The organism is Bacillus sp. Marseille-Q3570, from assembly GCF_946151055.1.
GTDB lineage: Bacteria > Bacillota > Bacilli > Bacillales > Fictibacillaceae > Pseudalkalibacillus.
In genome coordinates this window covers 16016-31981 of the sequence record NZ_CAMGYZ010000010.1, presented here as the reverse complement: position 1 = coordinate 31981, position 15966 = coordinate 16016, and the positions used below count along the sequence as shown (strand labels likewise).

Below are 15966 nucleotides of genomic sequence, written 5' to 3'. Positions count from 1 at the left end.
AGGTCCAAACACCATGGACCGGTCCTCCTCTTCAACTCTATTTCACTTTCACTTCTTGGCTTGGTTGTGCTGTTCCTTGCTTCAGATAAGTTAGGGTCGCTGCTCCGAGTGTGTTTGCGGCGACAAGCAATGCACGCTCATCGATCTTGAACTTCGGATGGTGATGCGGATAGGTCACATCCCAGTCCACATCTTGTGCTCCTGTAAAGAAGAACGTTCCTTTTACTTGCTGGAGATAATATGCGAAATCTTCCCCACCCATTTCCGGCGGCACTTCTTTTACCTCCGTCACACCAGGTACAGATTGTGCAAGCTGTGCCACGAATTCCGTTTCCTCAGGATGGTTTTCCGTTGCCGGATATCCTCTATAGAAGTTATACGTATAGTCTGCATCCGATGTGATACACGTTCCTTTTACGACTCTCTCAATCTCATTTTCGAGGAGATCGCGTACATCTTCGTTAAACGTTCTAACTGTCCCAGTGAGTTTCACCGTATCCGCGATGACATTGAAGGCATTGATCGCTTCAAACGCTCCGACCGATACGACAGCAGATTCAAGCGGATCGACCCTTCGGCTGACGAGTTGTTGCAGGTTCGTCACCGCCTGGGCCCCGATCACGACTGCATCTTTTGTTCGGTGAGGCTGAGCGCCATGCCCGCCTTTCCCCTGGATCGTGACAGTAAAACGATCTGCCGCTGCCATGATCGGACCTGAACGGTAACCGATCTCACCGACAGGACTTGTTGCCCAGAGGTGAGTTCCGAAAATGACATCCACGCCTTCAAGACAGCCATCTTCGATCATCGAGATCGCACCGCCTGGCTGCAATTCTTCAGCATGTTGGTGGATGAAGACGACTGTACCTTCAAGTTCATCTTGCATGCTGTTCAATGCCTTGGCCAGACCGAGCAAGGTTGCCGTATGTCCATCATGTCCGCATGCATGCATGACACCATCCACATTCGACTTGTAAGGCAGATCGTTTTCTTCCTGGATCGGAAGCGCATCGAAGTCTGCTCGAAGTGCGACTGTTTTGCCAGGTTTGGCGCCTTTCAGTTTAGCAACGACCCCTCTGCCGCCGACTCCTGTCCGAACTTCATGGCCTAGTTTTTCATGGTACGCGGCAATAAATTTCGGTGTTTCTACTTCCTCAAAAGAGAGCTCAGGATTTTGATGCAAGTGACGGCGGATATCTACCATCTCTTCATATTGCTCTTCCAACTTTGCAAATAATTTTTCCATCTTTTACTCATCCCTTCTCAAATGAAATTAAACCTTATGAGGTGTCTTTTCTCGATTGGCAACCACGCATTTTCCTTCTTTAAACACATACGCTACGTTTCGTACAATCGATATGTCCTCTAGTGGATTGCCTTTCACAAACAATAGGTCAGCTGCCTTCCTTTCCTCGACAGATCCTGTTCTTTGTAAAATATTCATCGCATCAGCTGCGATGATGGTCGCAGAGCGGAGTGCGTCTTCTACCTCCATCCCATATTCGACCATCAGTTCAAGCTCTTTCAGAAAGTCTCCATGCTGATTGAACGGAGTTCCTGCATCGGTCCCGGCTGCAATTTTCACACCAGCCCTGTATGCCTGGATGAAGCTGTTTTTATGGACATCCATGACGACTTTCGTTTTATCGATGGCATGTTGAGGGATCCCGCCTTCCAACCCATTTTCAGCAATGTAAAATGGCGCTGACAGGGTCGGTACGAGGTATGTACCAGACTCGAGCATCATCCCGATCAATTCTTCATCAAGGTAGATCCCATGTTCCACAGTCGTAATCCCCGCACGGATTGCATTCTTGATGCCTTCCCTCCCTTGCGCATGTGCTGCTGTCGTTTTCCCGGCTTTTGAGGCTTCGTTACAGGCACACCGTAATTCGTCCTCATCAAGCTGGGTCGCACCAGGATCGACTCCTGGCGTCATCACACCGCCGGTAGCCATCAGCTTCAACAGGTCGGCTCCTGCTTTCAGCTGGGTTCTGGCTGCCTTGCGGATCTCATCGACTCCATCCGCTTCTATCGCCATATTATGGCCATGTCCACCAGTCATGACGATCGGTTTACCGGATGCTACGACCCGAGGACCTTCGATGAACCCGTTTTCGATTGCATTACGAAGCGCAATGTCAATATTGTGTTGAGAACCGACATTGCGGACTGTCGTCACCCCCGCATCCAACTGTCTACGCGCATTACGGACAGCCCGGAACGAACCATCTGCCTCCGAATTTCCGGACAGGTCACGGAATGGATCCGGATTCCCATCCATCGTCAGGTGTACATGACAATCCATCAATCCAGGCAGACAGGTCAATCCTTCCCCATCGATCACTTGATCCGCATCGATTCCATTTGCCTCCTGGCCGATCGCTATGATTTCTGTTTCATCGAAAACGATCGTCGTCTTATCAGCATGCAGTTCATATCCATCAAACAGTTGAAAGTTCCTTATTTTTGTTTTCACCAGTACCCCTCCTTTTCCTTTTTTAATACTCCATATAAAAATCAGGGTAGGAAGGACCCCACCTCTGGAATCCTCCCTGTTTTAAAGTGATCAGTTTTTCAAATGGATGTACTCCCCTGGTCCGATCGGCAATCCCAGGAAGTACCATACGGCAAACAAGATCGTCCAGAAAATCGTGAATCCGATCGAGTATGGGAGAAGGACAGACATGAGTGTTCCGACCCCCATCTTCGGATCGTATTTCTTCGCAAAGGTGAGGAGGATCGCGAAGTAAGCAAGCATCGGCGTGATTGTATTCGTAATCGAGTCTCCGATACGATAGGCCAGCTGTGTAAACGCTGGACTATAACCGAGGAGCATGAACATCGGTACGAAAACCGGTCCAAGCAATGCCCATTTTGCTGAAGAACTGGCGATCAGCAGGTTGACGACCGCACAGAACAGGATGAAGGCGATCAGCATCGGCAGCCCGGTAAGTCCCGTACTTTGTAAGAAAGCCGCTCCTTTGATTGCAATGATCGATCCAAGGTTGCTCCAGTTGAAATACGTGATCATTTGTGCTGCGATAAAGGCAAGGACGATATAATATCCCATGCCTGACATCGCTTTTGTCAGATGCTCGGCGACATCTTTATCCGACTTGATGACTTTCGACCCGATTCCGAAAAAGAGTGCAGGAATGAAGAAGAAAAACAGCATAAGCGGCACAAGCCCTTCCATGAACGGCGACTCTTCCACGAGCGAACCGGTCTCTGCATTCCGTAAAAGTGCATTCTCCGGAATCGTCATGAACGCCATGATGGCGAGGAATAGAACAACAGAAACACCAGCCCAGCGCAAACCACGTTTTTCTTCTTTCGTAAGTTCCGTTTTCGTATCAACCTGTGCCTCCAACGTATATTCGCCAAGACGAGGTTCAACGATTTTGGAACAGACGAATACGGCGACTGGCAATAAGACGAATGTCGATGCAAACAAGAAGTAATAGTTCATCGCAGGACTTGCATCATAATTCGGGTCGATGATCTGTGCACTTGAAATCGTAAAACCAGCGACTAACGCATCGAGCATGTTCAGGATCAGGTTGGCACTGAAACCACCTGATACCGCTGCATAACCTAACGCAAGGCCAGCAATCGGATGTCTTCCCAATGTCATGAACACGAGGGCTGCAATCGGCGGCAGGACGATCAGTGCAGCATCTGCAGCAGCATTTCCGAGCATCCCGATCAAGACGATGATCGGCAGGATCAGAATTTTCGGTGATGCAAGGACGACCCTTCTCATGAACGCTGAAACAAGACCTGTCGATTCAGCAAGTCCGACCCCCAGCATGACCACGAGTACAAGACCGAGTGGCGGGAACGACATGAAGTTATTGACCATTTCGGTAAGGATCTTCACAATACCTTTTCCATCAAGCAGGTTCACTGCCGTAATCGTTTCTTTCGTAGCAGGGTTCACTGCACTCCATTTCAACTTCCCAGCAATAAAGGATGAGACTAAAATAAGACCTGTAAAAATCGCAAACAACGTAAGTACGTCTGGCAGTTTGTTCCCGTATTTTTCAATCCAATCCAGGAACCTGTTGAAAAAACTTCTTTTTTTGACTTCCCCCTGTTTTCCGAGCTCTAGCATGCTCATTGTTACCCCTCCTAGTTTATGTTGCTATGTTTTTTTATCCAGATAGTTATAGATTGTGAATTTCGAAACCCCAAGCAGTGAGGCGACATTCTGGATCGATCCCTTTATGCGGAACAATCCCATTTCATCAAGCAGATAGATGAATTCCATGCGTTCGGACTTGCCCATCATCTGGATCGGCTTTCCGATTTTCCCCACTGCTTTTTCAATCATTTGGTTTTCAAATTGTGAGATGGATAGTTCCGATGATTCCTCATCTTTCTTAGAAGAGGTGATTTCAGCCAACAAGTTTTCTGCGATGGAATAGTGGGTGATATCGAGGTTGATGCTAAGGCAACCTAGTATCTGGCCATCATCATTCCTGATGTACACAGAACTGGACTTCACCCGCTTCCCCCTCACATCATCGTCTACATAGTTTAAGAGACTATCTGTGTCCTTCCCGACTTTCCGGAGGAGATTCAGTCCGAAACTCGTAATCGTAGAACCAACCTGCCTCCCAGTTACATGACCGTTGAAGATCGCAACCACCGAGGCAGAGACATTTGTCAGGTCATGGACGACCACCTCACAATGGCTCCCGAATGTTTTCGCAATGCCTTCAGCGATGGGTATATACCGCTTGAAGACAGGATGAAGATCTGTTGCTATTTGATTCATTTTCAAACCCCCAGAGATCTGATTCTTCTTTCTCTGTATAATCGTGTACTTTTCTTAGCAATGTCCTGTTGGGAACTCCCGAAAGAAGTATCCCATTTTCTTACTGCCCACCTTCCTTTAATAGGTTAAAGTTTTTTGAATATTGCAACCAATTGTACAGAGGTACGACAGAATTTTCAACAAAAAATTTGAATTTTTAAAAATTTTTTAATAAAACTATTGGAAAGAATGTATGTAATTGTAAAAAGAGAAAGCAATAAGGAGGTTTACAGTAGTAAAAAAAGCGCTATCCTTTTGGATAACGCTCCTGATGATGTATCTATAAAACTAAATTTTTTGTCGCTTTTGGTGCTCAAAGCAATAAATTTTCCCATTGAACCTTTTATTAGATAAACAAAAGGTTCTTACTTTTTCCGAGACCGGTTTATCACATACTGTACATTTTTCTTTCATGTTTTTTCTTATATCTTCTGATTTTACTTTCGCAGTTTTTAATGATTGCACATGTTCATTTCTAGCTGTTTGGTCACTAATATTGGCTTCAGCAATTGTAGCATAAATCTTGCTTATGTCGTTTTCCGTGAGCAATGGTTCTTCATGTTGTATTTTGAGCACGGACACTTTCCTGTGTATGTAATCAAATAATTCAACATCATAAACTAACAGCTCATCAGAGGCGATTTTCCTTAAATTCAAGTTATCAATCTTAAACGTAGAGCGCTTTGTAAAAGATACCATCGATATGAATAAGTGATGGTAATCTTCTTCTATGTAGTTCTTTAATGCTTCGATGTGCCCGTAATTTTGAATGAATGGGTTCATCAACTTAAACTTGCCATTCACGGACCACGTTTTCCTATCTTCACCTCCATAAACAGTACCTTGATAGTTTTTCGTTTCAATTACGAAGATACCATAAGGCGAAATGACAACATGGTCGATTTGTGAATACCCTGATTTCGCTTTTGGATTCTTAACATGAATATCACTTAAATACTTATGATCCTTTGGAAGCTGATCCAGCTGAATATCGATTTTATATTCTCCTAACTCGCCTTTTCGTCCAGCAATCTCCTCCGAATCCTTCTTTTTGGTTTGAATGGGTGCTGAACTTTTCAAGTGTTTTTCATCATTATTTTTAAAGATCTTCGAGAATAGTTTCATCATGATCACCTAACGTACATTTTATTTTTAGTACATATTCTATATTGTTTGTATCGGCAATCACGTTCTCAACTTAATCAATACAACCTCACTTTTCTAATAACGGGTTCACTTGTGAGGTGCAAAACCCAAAAACGCAGACCAAACCACAGGCAAAACCACGTATGAGTCATTTAATGATTCAAAGTATAAATCACATCAAAAAGGCTCAGAGGAAATTTCTCTAAGCTCATTCTTTTATATGACTTATTCAATAAAAGCCCCCTGTTGGGGAGTAACTATGATTTTACTAAATCTTTAATGTAGCCTCGATATTCCTCCGTTAATCCTCCGGTAAATTATCTAAATCAAAATACTTAACTTCCATAGACCCCGTTTTATCAATATTAATGTCCCCTTGTACATCATTGGTTACATACCACTGTTTCCGAGTACGATTTATCACCATTTCCAGCAGTTTCTTCAAGACTTTCTCCTAACTCCATTAACCCTTGGTAAACCCCAATCACCATCTGTTCTATGTTGTAATAATAACTCATTGTTCTCATTTAATATTAGAACAACCGAACCTGTTAGAATAAAAGGTCTATGCCATAAATGCTCGTTGAGAATAATTATTTTTTAAGTCGCTGTATTCCCCATTGCAATAGAAATTCTATTCCAACTATTAATTTGATTGATTATTAGTACAAGGTCCACATATTCTTTTTCACTGAAGTGTTTACATATACGATTGTATAATTCATCAGGTACACGCTTATTCGGAATCAATGTCACATGTTCAGTCAACTCTAGAGCTACTTTTTCTGCATCTGTGTAAAATGTACACTCTCTCCATGCACTAATACAATATAAACGTTGTTCAGTTTCGCCCATTTTTCGAGCGTCTGCTGTATGCATGTTGATACAAAATGCACAACCGTTAATTTGAGAAGCACGAATTTTAATAAGTTCACGAAGTTTACGTTCTATCCCCGTAGATTTAGTATACTTCTCCATATCCATCATAATTTTCATAGCATCGGGGGCTACATCATAATAAGCAACTCTTTGACTCATAAGGCAGTACTCCTTTGTTTTTATTTAACTCAATTATATCCCGACGAGGATATTTTTTTATTATCCACTTTTGTTTCAATAAGTAAAACCAGATATTCGGATGGACGTTTCAAATTTCTTCAAGGTTTGCCAGCCAATTTTTCCTTGGCCAAGTAATCCCTTTACACGGATGCGTATAGGCTGTTTCTAGCCATAGGATCATGGGGTTGTTGTTTTTTCTGGTCAGACAGCGAATTTATTTTTGCTTTGATCCGGCATATTCATTCAAACAATTGGCTCCAGTAAAAATCGGAAGTCCGTTAAAAGTTCAAAAATGGGGACGAATATTGTCGGGAATATCGAGCGAAATCTTAGTTTTAACCGGTATTTGCGTCTGGGCATCTTCGTGCTTCGATAACAATTCCAGAATTACAAGGGCACTGAATGACATCATCAACAGAAACCAATATTTCTGCTGATCAAACCACCTGGATCAGGTGCCGGATTTTTTTGATGTTTTTTAATCCCTATTTCTTGTGTCCAAATCACATGAGTGTCCATCGAACAAAAATACATGAAAACATCAGAAATTGCCCAAACTAGCCAAGAATAATACTTGATTGTTTTCATATGGGGAGGTGATGGTTCCTTGCGGGATTTCATTAAACAAAAAAACAATTCAATACATGATTTGATTGATAAGGTTTCTAAATATGATGATTTTCACCAATTTGCCACTAAAACCACCAATGGCATTACATTATATTTTTCCTATTATAAGAGCCTAATTGATGAAAAAAAAATGCATCATCATCTCCTTCCATATATTCAGTCTGCAGAAAAGGAACCTAAAGTACTAACGGATGTAATGAATGTCATACCTATAGAAGATCGAGAAATCACTTCTGATGCTAAAGCATTCATAAACAAACTTACAAGAGGCTATATATTCATTCATTTAACGAAAACTCCTGAGAAAGGTATTTTGGTTAATCTTTCGAATAGAACGAAAGGTTCTAGAGATTTTAATGATACTGAAAATGAATATAGTGTCATCGGACCAAAGGTGGGCTTTGTCGAAGATCTTGATACAAACCTCAGCCTATTAAGAAGGCAAATTACATCCGACGACCTTGTTTTTGAAGAAATTACTAAAGGATCTCTTTCAAACACTCGGGTTATGATTGGATATATTGATGGAATTACAAATCCACAGCACATTCAGACCATGAGACAACGTATCGAGGATTTAGATATAGATATTACATTCGATAGTTCAATTCTAGATCAGATTATTTCTGATAACGCAAATACACCTTTTCCGCTATTCATGTCTACAGAACGTTTGGATCGTACAACTTATATGCTTTTACTTGGACAAGTAATCGTTATTAGTGACGGTTCACCTTATGTTATCGCAGGACCTACCAGTATATTTAACTTTTTCATATCAGCAGAGGATTATTACTCACCGTGGTTAGTAGGGTCTTTCTTTCGATTCATACGATTTATAGGTGTCCTCTTTTCAATTTTGGCAACACCAATTTATGTCGCAGTATTAACGCACCATTATGAAATCATTCCGGAAGATCTGTTGACTCCGTTAATCATGTCAAGGGCAAATGTCCCGTTTCCTCCTTTACTGGAGGCTTTATTTTTAGAAATTACAATAGAACTCTTGAGAGAGGCAGGAGCCAGACTTCCGACAAAAGTAGGCCAAACTCTGGGAATTGTTGGAGGTATTGTACTTGGGCAAGCTGCTGTCCAAGCTGCACTTACAAGTAACATTTTATTAATCATCGTAGCTCTTTCAGCACTTGCTTCTTTTACTACTCCTATTTTCAAGATGTCTAATACGATTCGGATATTAAGATTCCCACTTATTCTCTTAGCTGCAATTTGGGGAGGTTTTGGGGTAGCCCTGGGTCTTACTTTTATCCTGTGCCATCTAATAAGGTTGAAATCTCTTGGCACACCCTATTTGGCACCTGTATACCCATTCAGGTACAGAGATTTAAACGATAGTTTTATTCGGTCTTCTTTAAGCGTCACGACTAAACGCTTTACCTTCTTTAAACCTCTGAAGTTGCATAGGTACAATGTCAAAAAGCATAAAGACATCGAGGATGACTATAATAACGAATAACTTATTTCCCTATCAAGAGGTTGTGGGCCATGATGAAATTTTTAAAAATCCTATGTGTCCTGTTGTTAATAGCAGGATGCTCCAGGAATAAAATAGTCGAGGATTTAAAACTGATTGAATCATTAGGCTATGATCTTGAAGATGATAAAATAAAAGGGAGCGCCTCTTACCATGTTCATTATGATGTACCAGCCGGAGCACCAGTAAAGCTTCTTACCGCAGAATCCGAAACTGCAAATGGAATATTTACGACGTTTACGCAACAAGTACCGCACCCTGTTGAAATTGGAAAAACAAGAACAATATTGATGGGTGAACCTTTTGCAAAAGAAGGCATTCAAGATTTAATTGGTACGCTTGTCAGAAATCCAATCATAGCAAGCAATGCAAAAATGGCAATATCCGAGCAGGATGCTGCTGAAGTCCTTAATCTTACTATGAGATTAACCCCCTTTTATCTCTCTGAGGTAATTGAACAAAATATAACATATGGGAATACGCCGCAAATGAACCTTCATACAACATTAAATCAATATTTTGGTACTGGACAAGATGTTTACTTGCCGGTCTTAACCATTGATGAATCTGAAAAGATAATGGTAAATGGTTTAGGAATTTTCAAGGGTGACAAATTGGCAATGCGCCTGCAGGATAGAGAAACGTTCCTCTTTAAGATCATTAAAAATAAAAATATTAGTGGTACTTATGAATTCATCAGTGAACAGAAAGAGAAAATCTCTTTAAAAATTATGTATGGAAAACGAAAAATCCACCTTAAAAATACTCGTCAAAAGCCAAAGGTGAAAATTACACTTGATTTGTTTGCTCTTATTAAAGATCACCCAGAGTCCCTTGATCTTACCAAAAAGGAAGATGTAGATAAATTATCTACACTGATCGAAAAAGAATTAACCATAAAAATTGAAAAGTTATTGGAAGAGTTTAAAGAGGAACAAGTAGATCCTATGGGATTTGGAGATTTAGTTAGAAGTGAAAAGCGGGATTGGACGCAAGATAGGTTTAATGATCAATACCCAAATTTAGAATTTGAAATTGAAACAAAGATGAACTTTCTCGGGAGTGGGTAGACAATGGAGCAAAAAAGTAAAGAAAAATATTTAGTATCTACTTTTTTTGTTTTCTTTTTGATTCACTCCTCTCAAACAGGAATTGGTCTTCTGAGCTTTCAGAATACGATTTTTGAAAACGCTGGGCATGATGCATGGATCTCGGTTATTATCACAGGTCTAAGCCTTCATATTATATTATGGATGATACTACAAATGGTTCGTAACCCCACAAAAGACTTGTTAAAAATCCATCAAATTCTGTTTGGTGATAAAATCGGGAATTTTTTATCGGTTATTGTTATTGGATACTTTTTTCTTTTGGCTCTTACCGTATTTCGTACTTATATAGAAGCTATACATGTATGGGTATTCCCAATGATCAAAACCTGGGAGCTTGGCATAGGGTTAGCATGTCTGATCATTTACATCATCACTGGAGGATTCCGAACATTAACGGGAATAAGCTTCCTGGGAGTGATTCTACCTTCTCTTCTTCTCGTAACGTTATATTTTCCTTTACAATATGCTAATTTTAGAAACCTGATGCCGGTTTTGAACCATTCAATTCTTGAAATAGCCCAATCCTCTAAAGCATCTTCCCTGATATATATTGGATTTGAAACCTTGTTGATTTACTTCCCATTTATTAAGTATCCTTCTAAATCTGCAAAATGGGCACACGGAGCATTAGCCTATACAACCTTCCTATATCTTCTGGTTACATTGTTAACCTTCGTTTATTTTAGCCAGGGTCAACTTAAGCATATATTATGGCCGACATTAGTAATGACTAAGATTGTTGAAATGCCTTTTATCATGCGGTTTGAATTTATTTTTATCTTTACCTGGCTTTTGGTTATACTTCCAGCCGTCTGTATTCCTATCTGGTGTTGTACGAGGATCCTAAAGAAAATTACGAAAATCAAACCAAGGAAATCATTATATACGATCATGTCATTAATATTGCTTAGCAGCATCTTGATTGATGACCGTTTGAAAGTAGATGCGCTAGGGAAATTCGCCTCAGAGACAGGTTTCTATTTCATATATAGCTACATACCACTTTTATTCATCATTTTTTCCATACGTAAAAGCAAATTCAAAAGCTCTGAGTATTAAGTTCAATGAAAATCTATAAATATCTGCTTTGAAGAATCTGGTTTTGAACGCTGGCGGAACTATGGGTTGTAGTGAATAATCAAGAATTTTATTGACAAACTAAAAAAGAAATTGGATCTTCAGGAGGGATAAAATGAATGTAAATGAATTAGGTTTCCTTTGGTACTTACAATCAAGTTCAAACATGATCAATTTATTATTAAAATATCTTAGTGAAACTTCTGAGGATACTGATTTAAGAAATATTTTAAATGAAATATATGAAATCTCTACATATCAAGAACAAGAGGCTACTCAATTATTGTCTGAGGAAGGTTATAAAGATACACCGTTCTTCAGGGGAGATGATATTTATAGTTCAACAACAAAGCTGTTTTCAGACCAATTAATTATAGAAATCTTAAAGCATATAACGAGTAATGGATTGCGAGCGCTCGCTGTTCAATATGCTGAATTAACAGATTATAAAGTTAAAAATTTTTATAAAAAACTACTAAATGATGTAATTCAATTAGATTTTTCTTTATTAAAATTGCTTAATGATAAAGATTTATTACAAAATAATTCCTTCTCTTACAAAAAAGCAGATGAAAGGGATGGGAAACTATTCAAAGTTGCATCAACTCAGCAACGGCCACTTAATGCGGTAGAATTGGCAAATATGTTCAGTTCCCTTCAATGTAATAATGTAGGAGTTGCCCTTTGTTCAGGTTTTTCTGAAGTCGTAGAGGATAGGGACACAAAGAAATTTATACTAGAAGGGAAAAAGCTAGCATTTTATCAATCAGCCTCTTTATCCGATATCTATAGAGAAAATGGAATTCCAACAACAACTGGACTAGAGGCTCACGTTAATAAAGTAAAGGAATCACCCAGTGGTATCCAGTTATAAAGAGGATCATATAGATTCTTTAAAGGAACTGATCAAGATGATTGAAAACTACTCAGAGAAAGGCCTGAAGTTATTAATAAGGAAAAATTGGTTTAATGAACCACCTGTATCTAATTGGTCACATAAATAGAAACGTGGCAGGTACTATTCAAGAAATGGAAGCTTCTCGGCACATAGGCCAGATACACGAAATTCATCAGCGACACCCACTGCGTCATCCCCCCAAGTGAGCAGACGTCCAGCCAAGATCATCATTTGTATTTCTTTCAAGCTAAAAAAGCATAGCATCGCACTTCCTGGATTTGGATAGTATTTAAACGGAAAGTATTAAAATTTATAAATATACGATCCAATTTCAATCGGATTATACTTATGATTTTAATAGTTACTCATCGATCCTCCCCCTTTCATTACTATCATTCTATTACAATCAGTCGAGGTCCTTTATCAGTTTTGATAGTGTCTCTCCTCTAACGGACACAGGAGACCTTATTCGGGTCAAAACCAGGCCATTTTGTAATCTAACGGACATGAGAGACGCTATTTTGCCAAAAGAGCCTGTTTTTTCAACTGATTTAGGTAAATAAGAGCGCTGGTGTCCGTTACGTCCCTGAAATTGTGTGGATTTCCACAAATAACGTCTCTGGTGTCCGTTAGATGTTCGGTTCATCTAAAAAAACAACCCCACATCAGGATGTGTGGGGTTCAAAACTTTACGGCAAATTATTCCCTGCTGTACGATAAAGCTCGTACCATTCTTCTCGTGTCAATTCGATATGAGAAGCTTTTGCGATATCCGCCATGCGTTGCGGATTCATACTACCGACAACCGGCTGAATTTTGGCTGGGTGACGTAGGATCCATGTTATCGCGATCGCAGAATCGGTCACACTGTATTTTTCAGCAAGCTCCTGCAGTTTTGCATTCACTTCCGGGTAGTCCTCATTCCCGACGAACGGTCCTTCGATCATCCCGTATTGGAACGGAGACCATGCCTGGATCGTCATATTGTTCAAACGGCTGTACTCCAGTATGCCACCCTCCCGCATGACTGCACCTTCATTTTGCATATTCACATTGATTCCTGCATCGATCATCGGCGTATGCATGAGGCTGAATTGCATCTGGTTAATGATCAGATCTTGATCCAGAGATCTTTTTAAAAGTTCAATCTGCATCGAATTGTGGTTACTGACACCGAAATGCTGGACCTTCCCGCTTTCCTTCAGCTCATTGAACGCTTCCGCTACTTCCTCTGGCTCCATCAGGGCGTCCGGTCGGTGAAGCAGGAAGATATCGATGTAATCTGTTTTCAAACGCTTCAGGCTGCCTTCCACTGAACTAAGGATATGCTCTTTCGAATAATCATAAAACCCTTTACGAATCGCGCATTTCGTCTGGAGTATCATCTTTTCACGGACAGAAGGATTCATGCCGATTGCATCTGCAAAAACGGACTCCGATTCCCCGCCACCATAAATATCAGCATGGTCGAATAGCTCGATGCCATGCTCCATCGCATTTTCAATCACATGTCTCGCATCATCTTTAGAAAGTGAACTCATCCGCATACAGCCTAATGAAACCTCGCCAACTTCCAGACCACTGTTCCCTAACTTGATTTTCTTCAAAAAGAACACCTCTTTAGCGTAGTAATGTGTCTATTCTAACACTATGATTCCGCTGACTGCTATCACTCTGCTTTTAACCAGTAAAGCCAATGACAGCCAAGCCCTACGAATCTATGATAAACTCGAATTAACCAATTCATGACTTCGAGGAGGCGAAACGGAATGTCCAAACCGAGCTATGCCGTCGCGAATAAAGCGGATTATGGAATCGAAGGGATCCGAGAGGTCAAGATCATGTGGGTGCTCGGCAGCATCCTATTGATCGCGGCGATTTTTCTTTTTCAATTAGATGGTCTCGTATGGACAATTGTATCATTCATCTTTCTTGCCATCACCATTATCAGCTATGGAGAGTCGACCTGGATGACATTAAGCAGCAAAAAAGGACAAGGCCGTGTTGTCAACGATATGTTCGGTAAGTTGAATTTGAAAAAAGACGATATGGTCCTGGATGTTGGATGTGGCAGAGGTTTCCTGATGAATTCATTAGCGAAGCAAGTATCTGGAGGGAAAGTCATCGGTATCGACACTTGGAGTGATAAGCGGAACCGAAATGCACCTGAAACCACCTTACAAAACGCAAAGACAGAAGGTGTCAAAGACCGGGTGGAGATCCAAACCGCAGATGCACGTAACCTCCCATTTGAAGACGAAACATTCGACGCGGTCGCTTCAAGCCTTACGATCCATACGATACCTGATCCAGACCACAGACAAAAAGCCCTAGAAGAAATCGCCCGTGTCCTAAAACCAGGTGGCCTAGTGGCGATCATGGATTTCATGTATGTCGAGGAATACCCAGCAATCCTGGCAAAGGCTGGCTTGACAGATGTAGAGAAATCACAATTTTATTTCTCCATGTTCCCGCCAGTCATCATCGTATCTGGAAAGAAAAAAGCAGAGTAAAAGCTCCGGTTAAGGAGCTTTTTCTAATTGGACACGATTGTTTTTTCTTTATGTCCCATTCCCTGCCATCCAATGACCGTGATCGCGGCCCCAACCACGATAAACGCGATGAAGTAAGGTGAAATGAAATCGCGGACCGCACCGGCAGTAAGTGAACTTGCGATAACGCCTAGCGAAAAAACAGCAGACAGAATGCCAAAGGCGGTGCCATGTTTTGTTTTATCGATTTTCTCAGTGATCAAGGTTGTGATGGCTGGGAACAAGATCCCCAATCCGATTCCGAGGACGAACAACACTTGCCCGAGGCTAAGGGGAGTGAATGGAACCACCATCTGATAAAAGCACGCGGCCAACACGATCATGCCGAACCCCGTGCGCAGCAACGCGGAAATCCGGTTGATCCACGTCATACAGACGATGACGAGCGTACCGACCCCGATATAGCTGAACAACTTTCCGGCATCACTCGTCGACATCCCTTTTTCCACCACTAAAAACGGCAGCTCATATCCGAGAGTCCCTTGCGCGTACATCAACGAAAAAGCGACGAAATAGATCATCAGCAGATGCCGATCCAGCTTCAGTCCTCCGCTGTCAGCCAGCTCTTTTTTATGAACGATGACCGGTTCGAATTCCCTGACGTACAATAGTGCGATGAGGGCAGTGATAAGGATACATCCACCGATAAGGAAATAGGTACCCTGATAATTGACGATTTCCACCAGATACCCACCGATCGTTGGTGAAAGAATATGTGCAATCGTCATCAGCAGCCCGTTGAACGCCATATACTTTCCCTGTTGATGACTGTTCTTCGCATAGCCGGACAACAGCGCAAAACAAGCCGGAGTCATGAACGCAAGGACAAGCCCATTGAACAAACGTAACACCAATAACACGTCAGGATTCGCTGCAACGCCGTGTGCCATCATTAATAAGCCCGATAAAAACAACGGCACGACAATGAACTTCTTCTTCCCGAAGAAATCGATCAAAGGACCTGCAATCAAGTTCCCACACATGTTCGCGAAGGAAGACATACTCATCATTATACTCACAAAGAAGCTCGTCGCCCCAAGCGCAATTGCATAAGGCGTGAAAATCGGATACTGGATATGTAAGCTCAACGACACCAGGAAAAGCACCGTGAAAATCGCAGCCATGCCTCTTCTTCTCTCGTCCATAAAATCGCCTCCACCATAAGTGTATGAACGAAA

At 41.3% G+C, this 15966-nt stretch carries 14 protein-coding genes; 5 read left to right on the top strand and 9 right to left on the bottom strand.

The window, feature by feature from the left end:
- Nucleotides 1–37 precede the first annotated feature (37 nt).
- From N8M93_RS15620 to N8M93_RS15585, 7 genes are all read right to left on the bottom strand, one after another.
- A complete protein-coding gene (locus N8M93_RS15620) occupies nucleotides 38–1246 on the bottom strand; it encodes a M20 family metallopeptidase (RefSeq protein WP_261133382.1) in 1209 nt (402 codons plus the stop codon).
- A 27-nt stretch (nucleotides 1247–1273) separates the two neighbouring features.
- Nucleotides 1274–2479: an amidohydrolase family protein gene (locus N8M93_RS15615; protein ID WP_261133380.1), complete on the bottom strand. Its 1206-nt coding sequence runs from the start codon at nucleotides 2477–2479 to the stop codon at nucleotides 1274–1276.
- Nucleotides 2480–2569: 90 nt separating this feature from the next.
- On the bottom strand, nucleotides 2570–4123 hold the full coding sequence (locus N8M93_RS15610; protein ID WP_261133379.1) for an AbgT family transporter: 1554 nt from the start codon (nucleotides 4121–4123) through the stop codon (nucleotides 2570–2572).
- Nucleotides 4124–4147: 24 nt separating this feature from the next.
- On the bottom strand, nucleotides 4148–4783 hold the full coding sequence (locus tag N8M93_RS15605) for a transcriptional regulator (RefSeq protein WP_261133377.1): 636 nt from the start codon (nucleotides 4781–4783) through the stop codon (nucleotides 4148–4150).
- Nucleotides 4784–5110: 327 nt separating this feature from the next.
- Nucleotides 5111–5947: a nuclease-related domain-containing protein gene (locus N8M93_RS15600; protein ID WP_261133376.1), complete on the bottom strand. Its 837-nt coding sequence runs from the start codon at nucleotides 5945–5947 to the stop codon at nucleotides 5111–5113.
- Between the two features lie 322 nt (nucleotides 5948–6269).
- Nucleotides 6270–6413, bottom strand: coding sequence for a hypothetical protein (locus N8M93_RS15595; RefSeq protein ID WP_261133374.1), 144 nt, complete (start codon nucleotides 6411–6413; stop codon nucleotides 6270–6272).
- 155 nt (nucleotides 6414–6568) lie between these two features.
- Nucleotides 6569–7006 (bottom strand): carboxymuconolactone decarboxylase family protein, encoded by a 438-nt coding sequence (locus N8M93_RS15585; protein ID WP_261133373.1) that lies wholly within the window; start codon nucleotides 7004–7006, stop codon nucleotides 6569–6571.
- Between the two features lie 628 nt (nucleotides 7007–7634).
- Here N8M93_RS15585 and N8M93_RS15580 point away from each other — a divergent pair.
- The 4 genes from N8M93_RS15580 to N8M93_RS15565 all read left to right on the top strand — a co-directional run bounded on the left by N8M93_RS15580 (nucleotide 7635) and on the right by N8M93_RS15565 (nucleotide 12212).
- Nucleotides 7635–9131 carry a spore germination protein gene (locus N8M93_RS15580; protein ID WP_261133371.1) on the top strand — a complete coding sequence of 499 codons (1497 nt, stop codon included), beginning with the start codon at nucleotides 7635–7637 and terminating at the stop codon, nucleotides 9129–9131.
- 29 nt (nucleotides 9132–9160) lie between these two features.
- The gene (locus N8M93_RS15575; RefSeq protein WP_261133369.1) at nucleotides 9161–10219 is read left to right on the top strand and encodes a Ger(x)C family spore germination protein; all 1059 of its coding nucleotides are present in this window, start codon (nucleotides 9161–9163) and stop codon (nucleotides 10217–10219) included.
- Nucleotides 10220–10222: 3 nt separating this feature from the next.
- On the top strand, nucleotides 10223–11320 hold the full coding sequence (locus N8M93_RS15570) for a spore germination protein (RefSeq protein ID WP_261133367.1): 1098 nt from the start codon (nucleotides 10223–10225) through the stop codon (nucleotides 11318–11320).
- Between the two features lie 133 nt (nucleotides 11321–11453).
- On the top strand, nucleotides 11454–12212 hold the full coding sequence (locus tag N8M93_RS15565) for a DUF3231 family protein (protein ID WP_261133364.1): 759 nt from the start codon (nucleotides 11454–11456) through the stop codon (nucleotides 12210–12212).
- Nucleotides 12213–12925: 713 nt separating this feature from the next.
- On the opposite strand, the gene N8M93_RS15560 is transcribed toward N8M93_RS15565, so the two are convergent.
- Nucleotides 12926–13843 carry an aldo/keto reductase family oxidoreductase gene (locus N8M93_RS15560; RefSeq protein ID WP_261133362.1) on the bottom strand — a complete coding sequence of 306 codons (918 nt, stop codon included), beginning with the start codon at nucleotides 13841–13843 and terminating at the stop codon, nucleotides 12926–12928.
- Between the two features lie 162 nt (nucleotides 13844–14005).
- On the opposite strand from N8M93_RS15560, the gene N8M93_RS15555 reads away from it, so the two are divergent.
- Nucleotides 14006–14749, top strand: coding sequence for a class I SAM-dependent methyltransferase (locus tag N8M93_RS15555; protein ID WP_261133360.1), 744 nt, complete (start codon nucleotides 14006–14008; stop codon nucleotides 14747–14749).
- Between the two features lie 23 nt (nucleotides 14750–14772).
- Here the strand turns inward: N8M93_RS15555 and N8M93_RS15550 are convergent, their stop codons facing one another.
- Entirely contained in the window at nucleotides 14773–15933 is a 1161-nt protein-coding gene (locus tag N8M93_RS15550) for an MFS transporter (RefSeq protein WP_261133358.1), read from the bottom strand.
- Between the last annotated feature and the right edge of the window lie 33 nt (nucleotides 15934–15966).